The organism is Rhizobium sp. WW_1 (genome assembly GCF_003610155.1).
GTDB classification, from domain to species: domain Bacteria; phylum Pseudomonadota; class Alphaproteobacteria; order Rhizobiales; family Rhizobiaceae; genus Rhizobium; species Rhizobium tropici_A.
The window spans coordinates 1-20958 of sequence record NZ_RAIN01000039.1 but is presented as its reverse complement, the minus strand read 5'-3'; the positions used below and the strand labels follow the sequence as shown (position 1 = coordinate 20958).

The window sequence follows — 20958 nt, the reverse complement described above, 5'->3', positions numbered from 1 at the left end:
CGCTGCCGTCAAGGACGTCTTGCCGTGGTCAACGTGCCCGATCGTCCCAATGTTAACGTGCGGCTTATTGCGCTCAAACTTACTCTTTGCCATTTTCGGCTCTCCGTTTTGCTGTCCCCTGAGGGATCAATTCTTGTTATCGGTCAATTGGTATTCCGGTCACTTCTGACCGGAATACTTTGCCTGGATTTCCTGTGCGACGTTCGACGGAACCGGTGCGTAGTGGTCAAAGGTCATCGTGTACTGTGCACGACCCTGAGACATCGAACGCAGGTTATCGACGTACTTGAACATGTTCGCCAACGGGACGTTCGCGTTGATGACAACAGCGATACCGCGGCTTTCCTGGCCCTGGATCTGACCACGACGCGAGTTCAGGTCGCCGATAACGTCACCGACGTAGTCTTCCGGCGTTACGACTTCGACCTTCATCATCGGCTCGAGGAGCTGGGCGCCGGCTTCGCGGGCTGCTTCACGGAAGCAAGCGCGGGAAGCGATTTCGAAGGCCAGAACCGACGAGTCGACGTCGTGGAAGGCACCGTCGATGAGCGTCGCCTTGACGCCGAGCATCGGGAAACCAGCCAGCGGGCCGGAAGACAGAACGCTTTCGATACCCTTCTGAACGCCCGGAATGTATTCCTTCGGAACAGAACCGCCGACGATCTTGGACTCGAACTTGAAATCGTCGCCTTCCGGGTTCGGTTCGAACACGATCTTGACGCGAGCGAACTGACCGGTACCACCCGACTGCTTCTTGTGGGTGTAGTCCTTTTCCGTCTGGCGCGTGATGGTTTCGCGATAAGCAACCTGCGGCGCGCCAACGGTAGCTTCAACCTTGAATTCACGACGCATACGGTCGACGATGATGTCGAGATGCAGTTCGCCCATGCCGGCGATGATCGTCTGGCCCGATTCCTGGTCCGTCTTCACGCGGAAGGACGGATCTTCGGCAGCCAGGCGGTTGAGCGCGAGGCCCATCTTTTCCTGGTCGCCCTTGGTCTTCGGCTCGATCGCGATCTGAATGACCGGCTCGGGGAATTCCATGCGCTCGAGAACAACCGGCTTCAGCGGATCGCAGAGCGTGTCGCCCGTGGTGGTTTCCTTAAGGCCGGCGAGAGCAACGATGTCACCTGCAAAGGCTTCTTCGATGTCTTCACGCGAGTTCGAGTGCATCTGCAGCATACGACCGACGCGCTCGCGCTTGTCCTTGACCGTGTTCATGACCGACGCACCCTTTTCGAGCTTGCCGGAATAGATGCGGGCGAAGGTGAGCGAACCGACGAAGGGGTCGTTCATGATCTTGAATGCCAGCATCGACAGCGGTTCGCTGTCGTCAGCATGACGCTCGATTTCAGCTTCCGTCTTGAAATCGATACCCTTGATCGCCGGAATGTCGAGCGGCGACGGCAGATAGTCGACAACGGCGTCGAGCAGCGGCTGAACACCCTTGTTCTTGAATGCGGTGCCGCAGAACATCGGATGGAACTTGACGTCGATCGTGCCGCGACGGACGAGCGCGCGGATCTGATCGTTGTCAGGCAGGTTGCCTTCGAGATAGGCTTCGGTCGCGGCTTCGTCGATCTCGACAACGGTCTCGATCAGCTTTTCGCGATATTCGGCAGCCTTTGCCTTCATGTCTTCCGGGATTTCGACGACGTCCCACTGAGCGCCGAGCGATTCGTCGCGCCAGATGAGAGCGTTCATCTCGATCAGGTCGATAACGCCCTTGAAGTCGCTTTCAGCGCCGATCGGCAGCTGCATGACGACGGCAGTGGCGCCGAGACGGGTCTTGATCATCTCGACCGAGCGATAGAAGTCAGCGCCGGTCTTGTCCATCTTGTTGCAGAAGATCATGCGCGGAACATGATACTTCTCAGCCTGACGCCAGACGGTTTCCGTCTGCGGCTCAACGCCGGCGTTGGCGTCGAGCAGGGCGATGGCACCGTCGAGAACGCGCAGCGAACGCTCGACTTCGATGGTGAAGTCGACGTGGCCGGGGGTGTCGATGATGTTGAAGCGGCGGGTCTTGCCGTCGCGGCCCTTCCAGAAGGTCGTGGTAGCAGCGGAGGTAATCGTGATGCCACGCTCCTGCTCCTGCTCCATCCAGTCCATGGTGGCTGCGCCGTCGTGCACTTCGCCGATCTTGTGCGACTTGCCGGTGTAGTAAAGAATACGCTCGGTGGTCGTGGTCTTGCCGGCGTCGATGTGCGCCATGATACCGAAATTACGGTAGTCTTCGATTTTATATTCGCGAGCCATAACGGACTGCCTTTCCGAAACCGTTCGGGATTACCAGCGATAATGCGAGAACGCACGGTTGGCATCAGCCATCTTGTGCGTGTCTTCGCGCTTCTTGACGGCAGCGCCGCGGTTGTTGGAGGCATCGAGAAGTTCGCCGCACAGACGGTCAACCATCGTGGTCTCGTTACGCTTGCGAGCAGCAGTGATCAACCAACGAATGGCGAGAGCCTGACGGCGCTCCGGACGCACATCAACCGGAACCTGGTACGTAGCACCACCGACGCGGCGCGAGCGGACTTCAACGTGCGGAGCGATGTTATCCAAAGCCTGATGGAACACGCCGAGCGGCTCCTGCTTTGCCTTGCCCTGCACGGCGTCAAACGCGCCATATACGATGTTTTCTGCTACGGACTTCTTGCCGTCCAGCATGATGGCATTCATGAACTTGGTGACAACCAGATCGCCGAACTTCGGGTCCGGATTGATCTCACGCTTTTCTGCTCTATGACGTCGGGACATGTAACTTCTCGTCTCTCAACTGTTTGCGACGCTTCACCACGCGGAGAACCTCGCGCAGCGCCGGATTATCTAAAAAACCGAATTACTTCGGACGCTTCGCACCGTACTTCGAACGGCGCTGCTTGCGGTTCTTGACACCCTGGGTATCGAGAACGCCACGGATGATGTGGTAGCGAACACCCGGAAGGTCCTTCACGCGGCCGCCACGGATCATGACGACAGAGTGCTCCTGAAGGTTGTGACCTTCGCCGGGGATGTAACCAATGACTTCGAAGCCGTTGGTGAGGCGGATCTTTGCGACCTTACGCAGAGCCGAGTTCGGCTTCTTCGGCGTGGTCGTGTAGACGCGGGTGCAAACGCCGCGCTTCTGCGGGTTCTCCTGAAGAGCGGGAACCTTGTTACGCTTTACCTGCGCCTGGCGAGGCTTGCGGATCAGCTGGTTTACGGTAGGCATTCAACCATCCCTTGTAAATCTATCTCGACACCCTTGCGGGCATGACTTTCGCCGTCACCGGCAACGACACACGTTCGTCTCAATGCGCAAAACGTGGCCCGATCCGCTTTCGCAGATGGACCACAAAAAAGCAGAGGACGCCTTTATAGCGTCTTGCGTGCAGCATTCGTGTCTTCAACGTGCGTTTAGAACCTTGTTTGAGGTGAACTTCAGGGCGCGTCGCCCCGAACAGCCATGCCTCACATGGGTTCCGATGGCGGCGGTACTACTGGTTTCCCGCCCGTTCGTCAAGGCCGGTTAAGAAATTATCTTTGTCACAAAGCCCGGAAACCCCGGTCAAACCAGCCATTTGAAGCATTGGATACGGAATCCCCGTCCCTTCGGCAAGATGGACTTTGGTATTTTGTCAAAATCCCTATAAGGAATCACAGGAGGACTTTTCCATCCGCCAGACCCGGACCATCTGAGAGAATCGCCGGGTCGATTCGACACTCCCGAAGGAAGATCCATGATTACTGCGCCAGACAACGACAACAATTCCGACGGCCCCATGGTCTTCATCATCATCGGCAAGGGATACGAGTCCGATGGCGGCGAAGGCATTGACCTGCATGTCATGCTGAAAGCGCCCGATGACGATACCGCCGTGCGCGAGGCATTGAATGCGCTCGCCGAAGAAGGTTTCATCGAGGCTGATCTCGACCAGATCGGGCTTCTGACCGACATACCGGACGAAGAGCCGCACGCCTCCGCCTATCAAGGCGCCCTCGAAGGCGAAGTCGCAATCATCCGCTTCCGCTGATCGGGACGACGGCTGCCCTGCGAAGGCGGCCTCCCCTCACCCATTCGATTTCATCGTTGCGCAAAAAGAAACCGCCCGGATCGCTCCGGGCGGTTTTGATTTTCGTCAATTCAGCACCGGCTTACTCGGCCGGAGTGTTCTCGCTGGCGAGGTCCTGCAGCATCGGCGTTGCGACGCCGGCGCCCGTGCCCTTGCGGCGCTCTTCGAGGATCAGCTCGTCGCGGGCCGTTGCGATACGGCGGATCTGCGTCATGGTACCGCCAGTACCGGCCGGGATGAGGCGGCCGACGATGACGTTTTCCTTCAGACCCTGCAGACCGTCGGTCTTGCCGGCGATTGCAGCTTCGGTCAGCACCTTCGTTGTTTCCTGGAAGGATGCGGCCGAGATGAAGGACGGCGTCTGCAGCGATGCCTTGGTGATCCCGAGCAGAACCGGATCGCCGTAAGCAGGCTTCTTGCCTTCTTCGATCAGGCGGTCGTTTGCGTCGTCCAGTTCGATCCGGTCGACGTTGTCGCCGACGATGTACTGGCTGTCGCCTGCATCGGTGATCTCAACCTTCTGCAGCATCTGACGGACAATCACTTCGATGTGTTTGTCGTTGATGACAACGCCCTGCAAGCGGTAGACTTCCTGGATTTCGTTGACCAGGTAGGAAGCCAGTGCCTCCACGCCCTTGATCGCCAGGATGTCGTGCGGAGCCGGGTTACCGTCGAGGATGTAGTCACCCTTTTCGATATAGTCGCCTTCCTGAAGGTGGAAGGGCTTGCCCTTCGGGATCAGGTATTCGACCGGCTCGACACCGTCTTCCGCCGGCTCGATGATGACGCGACGCTTGTTCTTGTAGTCGCGGCCGAGGCGGATCGTACCATCGATCTCAGCGATGATGGCGTGGTCCTTCGGACGACGAGCTTCGAACAGTTCGGCAACGCGCGGCAGACCACCGGTGATGTCCTTGGTCTTGGCGCTTTCCAGCGGCGAACGGGCGAGAACGTCACCCTGCGACACCTTCGTGCCCGGCTCGACCGACAGGATCGCGTCGACCGAGAGCAGGAAGCGGGCTTCGCCACCGCGCGAGAGCTTGGCGACATTGCCGCTGGCGTCTTTGATGACGATCGCCGGCTTCAGATCGGAGCCGCGCGGCGTCGAGCGCCAGTCGATAACCTGACGCTTGGTGATGCCGGTGGACTCGTCCGTCGCTTCGAGGACCGAGAGACCGTCGACGACGTCTTCGAAGTGAACCGTACCGGCCACTTCCGTCATCATCGGACGGGTATAGGGGTCCCACTCTGCCAGACGCTGACCGCGCTTCACCTTGTCGCCGTCATCGACATACAGCTTCGAGCCGTAAGCAACGCGCTGCGAAGAGCGTTCAACACCGCGTTCGTCCAGGATCTGGACCGTCATGTTGCGGCCCATGGCAACGAGGTTGCCATCGGAGTTGCGCAGCATGTTGCGGTTCTTGATCTGAACCGTGCCCTCGTAAGAGGCTTCCAGGAACGACTGGTCGACCACGGTCGCCGTGCCGCCCAAGTGGAAGGTACGCATGGTCAGCTGGGTGCCCGGCTCACCGATCGACTGCGCGGCAATAACGCCTACAGCTTCACCGATGTTGACAGGCGTACCGCGAGCAAGGTCACGGCCGTAGCAGACCGAGCATACGCCCGTCTGGATTTCGCAGGTCAGCGCCGAACGGATGCGGATCGACTGGATACCAGCCTTCTCGATCTCGATGACATCCGGTTCCAGGATCATCTTGCCGGCGTCAACAATACGCTCACCCGTGACCGGATGATCGATATCGTCCAGGGCCGTACGGCCGAGGATGCGGGCGCCGAGCGAGGCGACGACCTGACCGGCATCGACGATGGCGGTCATGGTGAGGCCGTTCTCGGTACCGCAATCGACGTGCGTGACGATGCAGTCCTGCGCGACGTCGACGAGACGGCGGGTCAGGTAACCGGAGTTCGCGGTCTTCAAGGCGGTGTCGGCCAGACCCTTACGGGCACCGTGCGTCGAGTTGAAGTACTCGTTAACGGTGAGGCCTTCCTTGAAGTTCGAGATGATCGGCGTCTCGATGATTTCGCCCGACGGCTTGGCCATGAGGCCACGCATGCCGCCCAACTGGCGCATCTGGTTCGGAGAACCACGAGCACCCGAGTGGCTCATCATGTAGATCGAGTTCATCGGCTTCTGGCGACCGGTCTTTTCGTCGAATTCGACGGCCTTAATGCGGGCCATCATTTCTTCGGCGACCTTTTCCGTGGCCTTGCCCCAGGCGTCGACGACCTTGTTGTACTTCTCGCCCTGGGTGATCAGGCCGTCATTGTACTGCTGCTCGTATTCCTTCACGAGCGCTTCAGTATCGCCGACGATCTTAACCTTGGTGTCCGGGATGACCATGTCGTCCTTGCCGAACGAAATGCCGGCGCGGCAGGCATGAGAGAAGCCAAGCTGCATGATGCGGTCGCAGAAAATGACCGTGTCCTTCTGGCCGCAATGGCGGTAGACCGTGTCGATCATCTTGGAGATGTTCTTCTTGGTCATTTCCTGGTTGCAGATGTCGAAGGTCACCTTGCCGTGCTTCGGCAACAATTCGCCGATGAGCAGGCGGCCCGGCGTCGTCTCATAGATCTTCGAATAGGGCTTGCCCTCTTCGTCGACCGACTTGAAGCGGCCACGGATCTTCGAGTGCAGCGTCACGACCTTGTTTTCGAGAGCGTGATGCAGCTCGCCGAGGTCGGAGAAGGCCATGCCTTCGCCCGGCTCGTTCTGGTTCAGGATCGACAGATAGTACAGGCCGAGAACCATGTCCTGCGAGGGAACGATGATCGGCGCGCCGTTTGCCGGATGCAGAATGTTGTTGGTCGACATCATCAGCACGCGGGCTTCAAGCTGGGCTTCCAGCGAGAGCGGCACGTGAACAGCCATCTGGTCGCCGTCGAAGTCGGCGTTGAAGGCCGTGCAGACGAGCGGGTGCAGCTGGATAGCTTTGCCTTCGACCAGCGTGGGTTCGAAGGCCTGGATGCCCAGGCGGTGCAGCGTCGGTGCGCGGTTCAGCAGAACCGGATGCTCGCGGATGACCTCGTCGAGGATATCCCAGACTTCCGGCTTTTCCTTTTCGACCAGCTTCTTGGCCTGCTTGACGGTCGAGGAATAACCCTTCGCGTCGAGGCGGGCATAGATGAACGGCTTGAACAGCTCGAGCGCCATCTTCTTCGGCAGGCCGCACTGGTGCAGCTTCAGTTCCGGACCGGTCACGATGACCGAACGTCCGGAATAGTCGACGCGCTTGCCGAGCAGGTTCTGACGGAAGCGGCCCTGCTTGCCCTTGAGCATGTCGGACAGCGACTTCAGCGGACGCTTGTTGGCGCCGGTGATGACGCGGCCACGGCGGCCGTTGTCGAACAGCGCATCGACAGATTCCTGCAGCATGCGCTTTTCGTTGCGGATAATGATGCCCGGAGCACGCAGTTCGATGAGGCGCTTCAGGCGGTTGTTACGGTTGATGACGCGGCGATACAGATCGTTCAGATCCGAGGTCGCGAAGCGGCCGCCATCGAGCGGAACCAGCGGGCGCAGGTCCGGCGGGATGACCGGGACGACCTTCATGATCATCCATTCCGGACGGTTGCCTGACTCCATGAAGTTCTCGACGATCTTCAGGCGCTTCATCAGCTTCTTCTGCTTGAGATCCGACGTGGTGTCGGCAAGCTCGGAGCGCAGGTCGCCGGCGATCTTTTCGAGGTTCATGCTGGCCAGCATCTCGTAGATCGCTTCAGCGCCGATCATGGCGGTGAACTGGTCTTCGCCATATTCGTCGACGGCGAGCATGTACTCTTCTTCCGAGAGAAGCTGATGCTCCTTGAGAGCAGTCAGGCCCGGCTCGGTGACGATGTAGTTTTCGAAGTAGAGAACGCGCTCCACATCCTTCAGCGTCATGTCGAGCAGCGTCGAAATACGCGAAGGCAGCGACTTCAGGAACCAGATGTGGGCAACGGGAGCGGCGAGCTCGATATGGCCCATGCGCTCACGGCGAACGCGCGACAGCGTGACTTCGACGCCGCACTTTTCGCAGATGATGCCCTTGTACTTCATGCGCTTGTACTTGCCGCACAAGCATTCGTAGTCCTTGATCGGTCCGAAGATTCGCGCGCAGAAAAGACCATCGCGTTCCGGCTTGAACGTACGATAGTTGATCGTTTCCGGCTTCTTGATCTCGCCATAAGACCAGGAAAGAATCTTCTCCGGCGACGCGATCGAAATCCGGATGGAATCGAAATTCTGCGCAGGCACCTGCGGATTGAAAAGATTCATGACCTCTTGGTTCATGCCTATCTCCTTTAGGGGCGAAACGCCCTCGAATTGCGAACAGTGCCGGCAAATCCCGGGAACCGGACTGACGCTTTAAAACCGCCTTGCGGCGCCATGCATCCGAAGGGACGCCAACGGCGCTGCAATATTCCAAGCGGTGCGCGCTGATCGACAGCGCGCACCCGCAGGCTATTACTCGGCTGCGTCGGGAAGCTGGCTTGCCGTCTGCAGATCGTCGACCTTGGAGTTTTCCAGTTCGACGCTGAGACCCAGCGAGCGCATTTCCTTGACGAGAACGTTGAAGCTTTCCGGAATGCCCGCTTCGAAGGTGTCGTCGCCACGAACGATGGCTTCGTAAACCTTGGTACGGCCGGCCACGTCGTCCGACTTGACCGTGAGCATTTCCTGCAGCGTGTAGGCCGCACCGTAAGCTTCGAGCGCCCAGACTTCCATTTCGCCGAAGCGCTGACCGCCGAACTGCGCTTTACCGCCCAGCGGCTGCTGGGTAACGAGCGAGTACGGACCGATCGAACGGGCGTGGATCTTGTCGTCGACAAGGTGGTTCAGCTTCAGCATGTAGATGTAGCCAACCGTGACCTGGCGGTCGAACTGCTCGCCGGTACGACCGTCGTACAGCGTCGACTGACCGGTCTGCTTGAGACCCGCCATTTCCAGCATCTCGTTGACATCCACCTCGCCGGCGCCGTCAAAGACCGGGGTCGCGATGGACACGCCACGCTTCCACTGGTCGGCAAGACGCAGAACCGATGCATCGTCGTACTCGTGCACGTCGTCGCTCTTCGGACCGTCGCCGACGACCATGTCGATCGTCTTGCGCAGCGGTTCGATGTTGCCGCTCGCCTTGTAGGCTTCGATCAGCTCACCGATTTGACGACCCATGCCGGCGCAAGCCCAGCCGAGGTGCGTCTCGAGAATCTGACCGACGTTCATGCGCGAGGGCACGCCGAGCGGGTTCAGCACGATATCGACATGCGTGCCATCTTCCAGGAACGGCATGTCTTCGACCGGAACGATGCGCGAAACCACGCCCTTGTTCCCGTGACGGCCTGCCATCTTGTCGCCCGGCTGGATCTTGCGCTTAACAGCGACGAAGACCTTGACCATCTTCATGACGCCCGGAGGCATTTCGTCGCCGCGCTGGACCTTCTCGACCTTGTCCATGAAGCGCTGTTCAAGGCGCGACTTGGATTCGTCGTACTGGCCACGCAGGGCTTCGAGCTCGCTCTGGACCTTCTCGTCCTCGACGGCGAACATCCACCACTGCGAACGCGGATATTCCGAAACGACTGAATTCGACAGTTCCGTGCCCTTCTTGAAACCCTTCGGACCAGCAAGAGCAACCTGACCACGCAGCATCTCGACCAGACGGCCGTAGACGTTACGGTCGAGGATCGCCTGTTCGTCGTCGCGGTCCTTGGCAAGGCGTTCGATCTCTTCGCGCTCGATCGCCATTGCACGTTCGTCCTTTTCGACGCCGTGACGGTTGAAGACGCGAACTTCGACGACCGTACCGTAGGTGCCGGGCGGCATGCGCATCGAGGTATCGCGAACGTCGGATGCCTTTTCACCGAAGATGGCGCGCAGGAGCTTTTCTTCCGGCGTCATCGGGCTTTCGCCCTTCGGCGTGATCTTGCCGACGAGGATATCGCCCGGCTGAACTTCGGCGCCGATGTAAACGATGCCGGCTTCGTCCAGGTTCTTCAGCGCTTCTTCCGAAACGTTCGGAATGTCGCGGGTGATTTCTTCCGGACCGAGCTTGGTGTCACGCGCCATCACTTCGAATTCTTCGATGTGGATGGAGGTGAACACGTCGTCGGCAACGATACGCTCGGAGAGCAGGATCGAGTCTTCGTAGTTGTAGCCGTTCCACGGCATGAACGCGACGAGCACGTTCCGGCCGAGAGCGAGATCGCCGAGGTCCGTGGACGGACCGTCAGCCAGGATGTCGCCACGGTTGACCACGTCACCGACGGTAACCAGCGGACGCTGATTGACGCAGGTGTTCTGGTTCGAACGCTGGAACTTCATCAGGCGGTAGATATCGACGCCAGACTTCGACGGATCGAGGTCTTCGGTGGCGCGAATAACGATACGCGTTGCGTCGACCTGGTCGACCACGCCGCCGCGGCGGGCGCCGATAGCTGCACCGGAGTCACGCGCGACGACCGGCTCCATGCCGGTGCCGACGAACGGGGCTTCGGCACGCAGAAGCGGCACGGCCTGACGCTGCATGTTCGAGCCCATGAGAGCGCGGTTGGCGTCGTCGTTTTCCAGGAACGGGATCAGAGCGGCAGCAACAGAAACCAGCTGCTTCGGCGAGACGTCCATCAGGTTGATGTTGTCGCGCGGAGCGAGCATGACTTCGCCGGCATGACGGCAGACGACGAATTCCTCGATGAAGGAGCCGTCGGTGTCGAGCTCGGCGTTGGCCTGGGCAACGTAGTACTTCGCCTCTTCCATAGCGGAGAGGTAGAGCACGTCGTTGGTCACCTTACCGTCGATGATGCGGCGATAAGGGCTTTCGATGAAGCCGTACTTGTTGACGCGGGCGAAGGTCGCCAGCGAGTTGATAAGACCGATGTTCGGACCTTCCGGCGTTTCGATCGGGCAAATACGACCGTAATGCGTCGGATGAACGTCGCGGACTTCGAAGCCGGCGCGCTCGCGGGTCAGACCGCCCGGGCCGAGAGCCGAAAGACGGCGCTTGTGGGTGATTTCCGAAAGCGGGTTCACCTGGTCCATGAACTGCGACAGCTGCGACGAGCCGAAGAATTCGCGAACGGCGGCGGCAGCCGGCTTTGCGTTGATCAGATCCTGCGGCATGACGGTGTCGATTTCGATCGAGGACATACGTTCCTTGATCGCACGTTCCATGCGCAGCAGACCCAGACGATACTGGTTCTCCATCAATTCGCCGACCGAACGGACACGGCGGTTGCCGAGGTTGTCGATGTCGTCGATTTCGCCCTTACCGTCGCGCAGTTCGACCAACATCTTGACCACGGCCAGGATGTCGTCTTTGCGCAGGATGCGAACGGTATCTTCGACGTCGAGGTCGAGACGCATGTTCATCTTCACGCGGCCTACGGCGGAGAGATCGTAACGCTCCGCGTCGAAGAACAGCGAGTTGAACATGGCTTCGGCCGATTCCATGGTCGGCGGCTCACCCGGACGCATGACGCGGTAGATGTCGAACAGAGCGTCCTGACGGTTCTCGTTCTTGTCCGCAGACAGCGTGTTGCGGATGTAGGCGCCGACATTGATGTGGTCGATGCCGAGAACCGGGATTTCGTCGAAACCAGCCTTCAGAATGACAGGCAGGGTCTTCTCGTCGATTTCGTCGCCGGCTTCGAGATAGATCTCGCCGGTCTGGAAGTTGACGATGTCTTCCGCCAGGAACAGGCCGTAAAGTTCTTCGTCGGTCGCCTTCAGAGCCTTGAGGCCCTTGTCCTGCAGCTGACGCAGCAGGCGCGGCGTGAGCTTCTTGCCGCCTTCGACTACAACTTCGCCGGTGTCGGCGTCGATCATGTCGGTAACGGTCTTGGCGCCCTTCAGCGTTTCCGCCTTGAAGGGAATGCGCCAGCCATCGCCGGAGCGCTCATAGAGCGACTTCGTGTAGAAGGTCGACAGAATTTCTTCGCCATCCATGCCGAGCGCCATCAGCAGCGACGTCACCGGAATCTTGCGGCGGCGGTCGATACGGGCGTAGACGATGTCCTTGGCGTCGAATTCGATGTCGAGCCAGGAACCGCGATACGGAATGACGCGAGCAGCGAAGAGCAGCTTGCCGGAGGAATGGCTCTTGCCCTTGTCGTGATCGAAGAAGACGCCCGGCGAACGGTGCATCTGCGACACGATCACACGCTCGGTGCCGTTCACGATGAACGTACCGTTGTTCGTCATGAGCGGCATGTCGCCCATGTAGACACTCTGTTCCTTGATGTCCTTGATGGACTTTGCGCCCGTATCCTCATCGATATCGAACACGATCAGACGGAGGGTAACCTTCAGCGGCGCGGCGTAGGTCAGGTCGCGCTGGCGGCACTCGTCGACGTCGAACTTCGGCGGTTCGAACTCATAGGAAACGAACTCCAGCATGGAAGCGCCGGAGAAATCGGTGATCGGGAAAACCGACTTGAAGACAGCCTGAAGACCTTCGTCCGGGCGGCCGCCCTTGGGTTCTTCGACCATGAGAAACTGATCGTAGGACGCCTTCTGAACCTCGATAAGGTTCGGCATCTCTGCGACTTCGGGAATCTTACCAAAAAACTTGCGTACGCGCCTGCGACCGTTGAACGAAAGGGTCTGAGCCATCGTCGCTCCTTTAAAATCCTGCACCCGGGCCTGCAACGGATGGGAATCACTGGCCAGGCGACCCCATCAATCAATGAGTAGTTCAATCTCGTCTATCTAACCGAAAACCGCTCAGCCGGATTGCGTCGCGGTTCGGTTTGAGACCATCCTCTTGAAGAACCCATTACCCAAAAGCCGTTTTTCCCGCGGCTTTTGGGTAATTCGTTCAGAAAAACGGCGAATGGGAGGCGGCAAAAAGCCACCTCCCAAAGCAGTTTCAAGCTTACTTAACGTCGACCTTAGCGCCGGCGTCTTCGAGCTTCTTCTTGATGTCAGCAGCTTCAGCCTTGGAAACGGCTTCCTTGACAGCCTTCGGAGCGGCTTCAACGAGGTCCTTGGCTTCCTTGAGGCCCAGGCCGGTGATGGCGCGGACTTCCTTGATGACGTTGATCTTGTTCGCGCCGGCATCCGCGAGGATGACGTCGAACTCGGTCTTTTCTTCTTCAACGGCAGCAGCAGCGCCAGCACCGCCGGCAACGGCAGCAACAGCTACCGGAGCAGCGGCGGAAACGCCCCACTTTTCTTCGAGAAGCTTGGACAGTTCTGCGGCTTCGAGAACGGTCAGCGAGGAGAGGTCGTCTACGATCTTTGCGAGATCAGCCATTTTAGTAGTTCCTTTTGTTCGGTTCGAACTGGTTGGTTATGAACAGCGAAAAACCGCCTTACGCGGCTTCGTCCTTCTTGGCGTAGGCCGAGAACACGCGAGCAAGCTGACTTGCCGGCGCTGCAACAACACCTGCGATGCGGGTAGCCGGAGTCTGGATCATGCCCAGCAGCTTCGCGCGCAGCTCGTCCAGCGAAGGCAGGGTCGCGAGCGACTTGACACCTTCGGCGTTGAGCGTTGTTGTTCCCATGGCGCCGCCCAGAACAACGATCTTATCGTTGGTCTTGGCGAAATCCACGACGACCTTCGGAGCGGTAATCGGGTCATTGCTGTATGCGATCAGCGTCTGACCAGTGAAGAGATTGGAAATCCCTTCCGCATCCGTGCCCTGAAGAGCAATTTTGGCCAGGCGGTTCTTCGCGACTTTGACGGTGCCGCCAGCAGCGCGCATCTTGGAACGGAAATCGTTCATCTGAGCGACTGTAGCACCAGCATAGTGGGCCACGACAACTGAGCCCGAAGCCTTGAAGACTTCGTTCAGTTCCGTGACGAATTCGCGTTTTTCCGCTCTTTCCACTGCTTTTCTCCAGTTGACAGGACCGGGTTAACGGGCCTGCCGGGTTGCCTTTTGCCTCCTGGGATCAAGAGAGATCCCAAGCGACGCTTGAGGATCCTGTCCCCTCGCGCTCGAGCCTGACGGCTCCAAGGCACAAGGCATCCAAGGCTCGAACCGAGTTCATCGAAGCGATGCTTCTTCAAAATTCGGGTCTTACCCGTCTCATGCAGGCTTGAGTGATTAAGGGATAACCACCTGCAATCTCGGACAGGAATTCCGGATTTCTCCGGAAATCCCGGCCCCGAAGGGCCAGGAATTCTTACAGGCCGGGCTCAAAAGCCCGGCAGAACCAATCAGGCGCTCGGCGCCGTAACCGTCGACGGCTCGATCTTGACGCCCGGACCCATGGTCGAGGAGATCGCTACGCGCTTGACGTAGTTGCCCTTGGCACCAGCCGGCTTTGCCTTGATGACGGCGTCAGCAAAGGCGCGGATGTTTTCTTCCAGAGCCTTGGCTTCGAAGGAAGCCTTGCCGATGCCGGCATGGACGATACCAGCCTTCTCGACGCGGAACTCGACAGCGCCGCCCTTGGAAGCTTCAACAGCTGCCTTGACGTCCATCGTAACGGTGCCAACCTTCGGGTTCGGCATCATGCCACGCGGGCCGAGAACCTTACCGAGGCGGCCGACGAGCGGCATCATGTCCGGGGTCGCAATGCAACGATCGAAGTCGATCTTGCCGCCCTGAACGATTTCGACCAGGTCTTCCGCACCGACGATGTCAGCGCCGGCAGCCTTGGCTTCATCAGCCTTGGCGCCGCGAGCGAAGACGGCAACGCGAACCGTACGGCCAGTGCCGTTCGGCAGGTTGACGACGCCGCGAACCATCTGGTCGGCGTGACGCGGGTCAACGCCGAGGTTCATCGAGATTTCGACCGTTTCGTCGAACTTGGCGACGGCACGTTCCTTGACCATGTTGATGGCCAGATCCAGGGCATAAAGCTTGGTCGGATCAACGCCTTCACGAATCTTCTGAATACGCTTTGCTACCATGGTCTTAGCCCACCACTTCCAGGCCCATCGCGCGGGCAGAGCCCTCGATCATGGCCATTGCGCCTTCGATATCGGCGGCGTTCAGATCCTTCATCTTGGCTTCGGCAATTGCCTTGACCTGAGCCTTGGTCAGAGTGCCAGCCTTGGCGCCCTTGCCCGGGGTCTTCGAGCCGGACTGGATCTTTGCTTCCTTCTTCAGGAAGTAGCTGACCGGCGGCTGCTTCATTGCGAAGGTGAAGGACTTGTCCTGGTAGTAGGTGATGACGACCGGGATCGGCATACCCTTTTCCATTTCCTGCGTGGCGGCATTGAACGCCTTGCAGAATTCCATGATGTTAATGCCACGCTGACCAAGCGCAGGACCGATCGGCGGCGACGGATTCGCCGAGCCGGCCTTGACCTGCAGCTTGAGCTGGCCTGCAACTTTCTTAGCCATTTCTCTCTGCCTTTCTACATGACCGGTTGCCCGGCCTACTATGCCGGATCGCTCCGGCGGCTGCGGTTGCGTGGTGCGGATCACCAGGTCCGGCTAAGACCCGACCCTTCCACGCGGATTGCGGCTGAGCCGCGAGATATAAGTAAGCATTTACTCATATCCAAACTCAAGCGAGAGGCTGGCCGCAAGACCAACCTCCCGATAAGACAAAATCAGACCTTCTCGACCTGACTGTATTCCAGCTCGACCGGCGTAGCGCGGCCGAAGATCGACACTTCAACCTTCAGGCGCGAACGCTCTTCGTCCACATCCTGAACCGTGCCGTTGAACGAGGCGAACGGACCATCGGATACACGAACCTGCTCGCCGATTTCGAAGGATACGGAAGCCTTCGGCCGCTCGACACCTTCCTGGACCTGACCGAGAATGCGCTCGGCTTCATAATCCGGAATCGGAACGGGCTTATTGTCGGAGCCGAGGAAGCCAGTGACCTTCGGCGTATTCTTGATCAGGTGGTAAGCTTCATCCGTCAGGTTGGCGCGAACGAGCACATAACCCGGGAAGAACTTGCGTTCGCTGTCAACCTTCCGGCCACGACGAACTTCAACGACCTTCTCGGTCGGGACGAGGATCTTCTCGAACAGATGTTCGAGACCCTTCTGCCTGGCCTTCTCCTCAATGGATTCAGCCACCTTCTTTTCGAAATTAGAATAAGCGTGGACGATGTACCAACGTGCCGCCATGTTCATCTCCACCCGATATCAATTGCCGGTATTCAGCACATAGCCGAGAACCCAGCCGATAAGCTGGTCAGCAGCAAAGAAAAACAGCGAGGCGAAAACGACCATGACGAGCACCATCACCGTCGAGATCATCGTCTCGCGGCGTGAGGGCCAAGTGATTTTCGACGTCTCGGAGCGCACCTGCCGCAGAAACGCTAGTGGATTCGTTTTGGATGCCATTGACTGCCCACGCAATTACGGCGCGTAAAGCTGAACATATCAGCCCCACGCACCGCGTGTCTGTTAAACCCTACATAAACACCGATTCCCGATTTAACAAGAGGCAATACGGTGTTTTCTAAAATTTGCCGCCAAGCCGGCATGATCCTCAACTCAATAAGCTGCGAAAACGACGCGCCAGTCAAACCAAGGAAAATGGCAGGGGCAGCAGGGCTCGAACCTACGACCTGCGGTTTTGGAGACCGCCGCTCTACCAACTGAGCTATACCCCTTCTTCCTTCGAATATTCACTTCAAGCGGTGGACCGCCGGAGCAGTTCGAAGACATGGCGCTCCCTTTAAGGCGCGACGAAACGATTGGCAAGAGCGTTTTTTGTTTTTTCCCAATCGGACCCGCAGCTTCACACAGGACAGGCCCGCAGGGAAGATCTGCCGCGGGGGCGAAGCCGCAGCAAATGGAAGCGAAAGGGCGCCCCTCGCCTCTACGATTCTCCGGGAGAGCCTTTCGGCTTGCGCTTGAGAAATTTCGGCCGGAGGCGACGCATGAAGCTGTCCGCGGAGCGAATCACATTCGTCAGCGAGATCAGCTTGTCGACTTCGGCATCGGTATTGCCGAGTCGTTCCGACAACACCTCGGCTGCGGCAAGCGAGATTTCGGCCTGCGGGAGTTCGGTAAAGCGCTGGGCGAGCCGGACATAAGGGTTCAGCGCCACCCCGCCATGGATCGTGATCTTTCCCAGCCGGGCAAATAGGCGCAGGAACGTCTGCTCGAAACTCCAATCATGTGCCGAAACGACTCGCCACTTCTGGCTGCGCCGGGCGGAGAAGCCGGCCAGAATGATCGCGCCGGGCAACTTCAGATCGCTGAGCCAAAGCGCCATGGCAAAGCCGCTCGTCGGCGACTTGCTCTCCATGTAGAAATCGGAGCAGAAACCCACAAGGTCGAGATGGCCCGTCGGTGCGCCCTGGAAATCAGCGGCGGGATTGAGCTTCTCCTCCGGCCCGAGGCGGATATTCATGATGCCGAGGAAATAGTCCCGCGGAAAGAATTTGACGACCTCGCCGACTTCTCCCCGATAGACAATGTTGGCCCCGCGCGGCTGACCGCGCGAGATCAGCAGCGAATATCCGTTAAACGGGCGGTCGAGAACCTTGTAGACCTTGTTGAAGAAGACGAAGAGCGCCGTTTCCGGAAATTGCGAACGCAGGCTCCCGATATCCACCGCGTCGCTATTGGCGACCAGAACGATATGGGAGAATCGCGCCAGCACGGCACGCCATTCATCGACGCCATCCAGGCCGGCTGCGCAACCCGCAGCCGAAGAGCCGATGTCAGCTATGCCTGGTGTTTTCTGATCCACTTCGCTCACTTCTGCTGGACGTGCAGCATCCGGTCGCGCATGGCGAACCATTCTTCCGCATAGTCGTCATTGCGATAGTCTTCGAAATACGGACCGCCATCGGTGAAGTGCACGAGCTTGGCGTCGTCGCGGTAGTCATATTCGTTGACGAGATAGTTCCAGGTCACCGGCACCTCGCCGATCTCACCGTCATTCTCCAGCCACTTGAACTGGTGCAGCTGAAGCCCGGTTGCCGTATTGACGAAATCCTTCGACAAGGCCGTGCACCTGGCGTTGTTGAACAGGATCATGCTCGACCAGTTCTTCTTCTCGTATTTGGTCTGCGTCTGGCCGAGGAACTTGGTCTCGATCTTTGGCTGATAGTCGTGCTTGACACACATGGCCGCATAGCGGTCGTCGCGCAACGCCCAGAGTTCGGCGATATCGGCGCGGGCGAGCATGTCGCAATCCATGAAGATGCTCCAGCCCTGATAGTCGCTGAGATACGGCACGAGAAAGCGAGAAAAGGAAAATTCGGTCGACTGCAGCGGATTGCGCTCGCGCGTGAAAATGCCGCCGAGATTGTTGAGAACGATCGGCGAGAAGACCACCGGGATCGACGAGCGCTCGATGATGCTCTGCGTCAGAACGTGATAGGCGACGACCTCTTTGGAATCGAAACCAACAAAAATACGGGCAACATTATCCTTCATGATACCTCCGAAACGGCTGGTCTACTCCGGACCAGCCGGCAAACTCTCTGTCGCCGTGACCCACCGGATTCAACTCAACTCATGAAGCCCGGTTGCCACGGGATGGCGGTTCAGGACACCTGCGCAAATCGGCAGTGTCACACGCTACAATCTACACGAGATGTTGCGAACCCAAACCTACTTAGAGAAATGGCTGTATTTGTCGAGTGTTTGCCGAAGCATTTTTGGTTATGCTGCGTAACAAATAGAGAGGTTCGGAAACAAATCCCCTCTGCCGGGCGCGGCAGAAGTGCGGCGCCCGGGCTTTCTTGGGCGATCGTTGAGCCTCAGAGCTTCACGTATTTCCGCCAGTCATGTTCTTCCTTGAAACCCAAGACTTCGCGAATCTTGCGGTTGGACAGCAGACCTTCATATTCACCAATCTCGCGTATGAACGGGACGTTCGGATAGTGCCTGGCCGCCAACTCACGCGATGGCGTATTGGCCGAAACCGTATCGTTCGCCGCATTGAACACCTGAAAGCCGAGGCCATTCTTCTCGATGCAGAGATGGACGATCTGGCCAAGATCGCGGGCGTCGATATAGCTCCAGGCAATGCGCTTGCGGATTTCGCTGTCGGCAAAATATTCGGGGAACCGCTCGTATTCGTGCGGCTCGATGACATTGCCGATGCGCAGCGCATAGATGTCGATGCCGAAGCGTTCGGCAAAAGCGCGGGCGGTCTTCTCGTTCACGACCTTGGACAGGCCGTAGGAATCCATCGGATTGACATCATAGTCCTCTTCAAGCGGGAAGTGATGGAAATCGCGATGGCCCTCGGCGAAGCAGACGCCATAGGTCGTTTCGCTCGAGGCAATAATGATCTTCTTCACACCGAGCTTCGCGGCCGCCTCGATGACATTGTAAGTGCTCATCGTGTTGATGCGAAAGGCCTCGTTATCGGGCTTGATCAGAATGCGGGGAATGGCGGCGAAATGCACGACGGCATCGAAGGGCTGTACGCCCTTGCCCTGGTCGAGATCGGGAAAATCGCGATGCATGGTGAGGGCATTATAGACTTGTCCCGAATCGGTGACATCGGCCTGCAGATTGGTGACGCCGGGGCTGTTCAGCGGCACGAGGTCGACATTGTGGACTTCGTAGCCGGCATTGACCAGCCAGGGAACGGTGTGACGTCCGGCCTTGCCGCTTCCGCCGGTAAACAGAATACGTTTCTTCATGAAATCTCCTCCTGATGAAATCGAGCGATAGATAATCCCTTGCACCTGTTTCGCAAGGCGCAGCTTGGTGACTCGGCCCTTTCCCGGCAAAATAACAGGACCGACTCGCCGAAGCATATTGCGAGGACTGGGCACGGCGAAAGGAGACAGGACGGATGCGGCCGATCACACTTGTCGAATACGATCCGCAATGGCCACGTCTCTTTGAAGGCAGGAGCAAAGCGATCGGCCTGCTGCTGGGTCATCCCGCAGCGTTCCATCACATCGGCAGCACAGCCATTGCCGGGTTAAGCGCCAAGCCGAAGCTCGATATCGACGCGGTCCTCCTCTCGGAGCTGGCAAGACTCGACGCGACGGAACGCCTGAAGGAGGACGGATATCGCTTTCACGGCGATCCCCACGGCAGCGGCCGCTGGATCTTCACCAGGGATGAGAAGCCTTACGGCACACGGCTTTATCTTTGCCTGCCTGATAATGAGGCTCACCGGGAGCGCCTGCTCTTCCGCGACTATCTGCGGGCTCACCCCGAATTCGCGGCGCACTATGCGGCATTGAAACGACGCCTGGCCGAAGAGGCGCATGGCGATTGGGATCACTACACCGGCGGCAAGAGCGATTTCGTTGCCGATATCGTCCGCCGCGCCCGGGCGGAATACGCAATGGCAGAATAGTTACCGATCGGTGACTGAGCACGAGCCGCTACCGGTCCAGATGTTTCAGAACGCCGGCCACGCTCTCTTCGACGGTAAGCCGGCTCGTGTCCAGGATCTCGTAGCCGGAGTTTCGGGCTTCGCGTCGCAGATACGCCGCCCAATTCATCATGTTCGCATCGGCAAGTTCGGGCTGGGCGCGCTCGACGCACAGGCGATGGGTTCTCGTTGCATCGTCGCAATCGATCAACAGGATGCGACAGTCGTCGATCCCGGCAGCCGCAACCGCTTCCGCGATGAAGGACGGCCGCATCTGTCCCTCGAACAGCATTGCCCTGCCCTTCTGTGCCTCGGGCGCAAGCAGCATGAGCCATTCGACGGTCTTGTCGCGTTGCCAGCCTTCGGGTGAACCGTGATCTCTGGTCATGACGTCAAGCGACGGCACGCCGATACTATCGAAATGATAGACGGCTAATTTTCGTGTGGCGTCCCTGGCGATCGCCTCCGCAATGGCGGTCTTTCCCGAGCCAGAGGCGCCGGTCAGAATGATCAAGCTCATGCGCGCATCCCCCAACGAGAAAGGCCCCGCTGTTTCCAGCGGGGCCTTCTTATAAAGGAATAATCCTCAGATTACTCGACGATGGAGGCAACGATGCCTGCGCCGACGGTACGGCCGCCTTCGCGGATAGCGAAGCGAAGCTTTTCTTCCATCGCGATCGGAACG

Annotated in this window: 18 protein-coding genes, 1 tRNA gene and 1 pseudogene; 2 read left to right on the top strand and 18 right to left on the bottom strand. The window is 58.7% G+C overall.

Going from position 1 to position 20958, the window contains the following annotated elements; genetic code table 11:
* From BJ928_RS37655 to rpsL, 4 genes are all read right to left on the bottom strand, one after another.
* A partial coding sequence (locus BJ928_RS37655; RefSeq protein WP_018010120.1) for a GTP-binding protein occupies positions 1–93 on the bottom strand: 93 nt, incomplete at its 3' end.
* A gap of 66 nt (positions 94–159) precedes the next feature.
* Positions 160–2259 (bottom strand): elongation factor G, encoded by a 2100-nt coding sequence (fusA, locus tag BJ928_RS37650; RefSeq protein ID WP_047637043.1) that lies wholly within the window; start codon positions 2257–2259, stop codon positions 160–162.
* A 30-nt stretch (positions 2260–2289) separates the two neighbouring features.
* Entirely contained in the window at positions 2290–2760 is a 471-nt protein-coding gene (gene rpsG, locus BJ928_RS37645; protein ID WP_015339596.1) for a 30S ribosomal protein S7, read from the bottom strand.
* 82 nt (positions 2761–2842) lie between these two features.
* Entirely contained in the window at positions 2843–3214 is a 372-nt protein-coding gene (gene rpsL / locus BJ928_RS37640) for a 30S ribosomal protein S12 (protein WP_003507760.1), read from the bottom strand.
* Positions 3215–3722: 508 nt separating this feature from the next.
* Here rpsL and BJ928_RS37635 point away from each other — a divergent pair.
* A complete protein-coding gene (locus BJ928_RS37635) occupies positions 3723–4016 on the top strand; it encodes a hypothetical protein (RefSeq protein ID WP_047637046.1) in 294 nt (97 codons plus the stop codon).
* A gap of 121 nt (positions 4017–4137) precedes the next feature.
* Here BJ928_RS37635 and rpoC read toward each other — a convergent pair whose 3' ends face one another.
* The 12 genes from rpoC to BJ928_RS37575 form a co-directional block, all read right to left on the bottom strand.
* A complete protein-coding gene (gene rpoC, locus BJ928_RS37630; protein WP_047637047.1) occupies positions 4138–8346 on the bottom strand; it encodes a DNA-directed RNA polymerase subunit beta' in 4209 nt (1402 codons plus the stop codon).
* A gap of 174 nt (positions 8347–8520) precedes the next feature.
* On the bottom strand, positions 8521–12663 hold the full coding sequence (gene rpoB / locus BJ928_RS37625) for a DNA-directed RNA polymerase subunit beta (RefSeq protein WP_047637050.1): 4143 nt from the start codon (positions 12661–12663) through the stop codon (positions 8521–8523).
* 262 nt (positions 12664–12925) lie between these two features.
* Positions 12926–13306: a 50S ribosomal protein L7/L12 gene (gene rplL / locus BJ928_RS37620; protein ID WP_004123442.1), complete on the bottom strand. Its 381-nt coding sequence runs from the start codon at positions 13304–13306 to the stop codon at positions 12926–12928.
* 58 nt (positions 13307–13364) lie between these two features.
* Positions 13365–13883, bottom strand: a complete 519-nt coding sequence (gene rplJ / locus BJ928_RS37615) for a 50S ribosomal protein L10 (RefSeq protein ID WP_047637052.1) — start codon at positions 13881–13883, stop codon at positions 13365–13367.
* Positions 13884–14215: 332 nt separating this feature from the next.
* The gene (rplA, locus tag BJ928_RS37610; RefSeq protein WP_047637053.1) at positions 14216–14914 is read right to left on the bottom strand and encodes a 50S ribosomal protein L1; all 699 of its coding nucleotides are present in this window, start codon (positions 14912–14914) and stop codon (positions 14216–14218) included.
* A 4-nt stretch (positions 14915–14918) separates the two neighbouring features.
* Positions 14919–15350 (bottom strand): 50S ribosomal protein L11, encoded by a 432-nt coding sequence (rplK, locus tag BJ928_RS37605; RefSeq protein ID WP_047637054.1) that lies wholly within the window; start codon positions 15348–15350, stop codon positions 14919–14921.
* Positions 15351–15562: 212 nt separating this feature from the next.
* A complete protein-coding gene (nusG, locus tag BJ928_RS37600) occupies positions 15563–16093 on the bottom strand; it encodes a transcription termination/antitermination protein NusG (RefSeq protein WP_004123460.1) in 531 nt (176 codons plus the stop codon).
* A gap of 18 nt (positions 16094–16111) precedes the next feature.
* Entirely contained in the window at positions 16112–16312 is a 201-nt protein-coding gene (secE, locus tag BJ928_RS37595) for a preprotein translocase subunit SecE (protein ID WP_047637055.1), read from the bottom strand.
* Between the two features lie 196 nt (positions 16313–16508).
* A tRNA-Trp gene (locus BJ928_RS37590) sits at positions 16509–16584 on the bottom strand.
* A gap of 209 nt (positions 16585–16793) precedes the next feature.
* A complete protein-coding gene (locus BJ928_RS37585) occupies positions 16794–17642 on the bottom strand; it encodes a hypothetical protein (RefSeq protein WP_047637063.1) in 849 nt (282 codons plus the stop codon).
* Between the two features lie 35 nt (positions 17643–17677).
* On the bottom strand, positions 17678–18364 hold the full coding sequence (locus BJ928_RS37580) for a glycosyl transferase (RefSeq protein WP_047637057.1): 687 nt from the start codon (positions 18362–18364) through the stop codon (positions 17678–17680).
* A 326-nt stretch (positions 18365–18690) separates the two neighbouring features.
* Entirely contained in the window at positions 18691–19584 is an 894-nt protein-coding gene (locus BJ928_RS37575) for an NAD(P)-dependent oxidoreductase (protein ID WP_047637058.1), read from the bottom strand.
* A 155-nt stretch (positions 19585–19739) separates the two neighbouring features.
* Here BJ928_RS37575 and BJ928_RS37570 point away from each other — a divergent pair, with 155 nt between their 5' ends.
* Entirely contained in the window at positions 19740–20255 is a 516-nt protein-coding gene (locus BJ928_RS37570; RefSeq protein WP_047637059.1) for a GrpB family protein, read from the top strand.
* A gap of 28 nt (positions 20256–20283) precedes the next feature.
* Here BJ928_RS37570 and BJ928_RS37565 read toward each other — a convergent pair whose 3' ends face one another.
* Together BJ928_RS37565 and BJ928_RS37560 are read right to left on the bottom strand one after the other, a co-directional pair.
* A complete protein-coding gene (locus tag BJ928_RS37565) occupies positions 20284–20793 on the bottom strand; it encodes a hypothetical protein (RefSeq protein ID WP_047637061.1) in 510 nt (169 codons plus the stop codon).
* 71 nt (positions 20794–20864) lie between these two features.
* A pseudogene (locus BJ928_RS37560) lies at positions 20865–20958 on the bottom strand (elongation factor Tu); the annotation flags it as partial.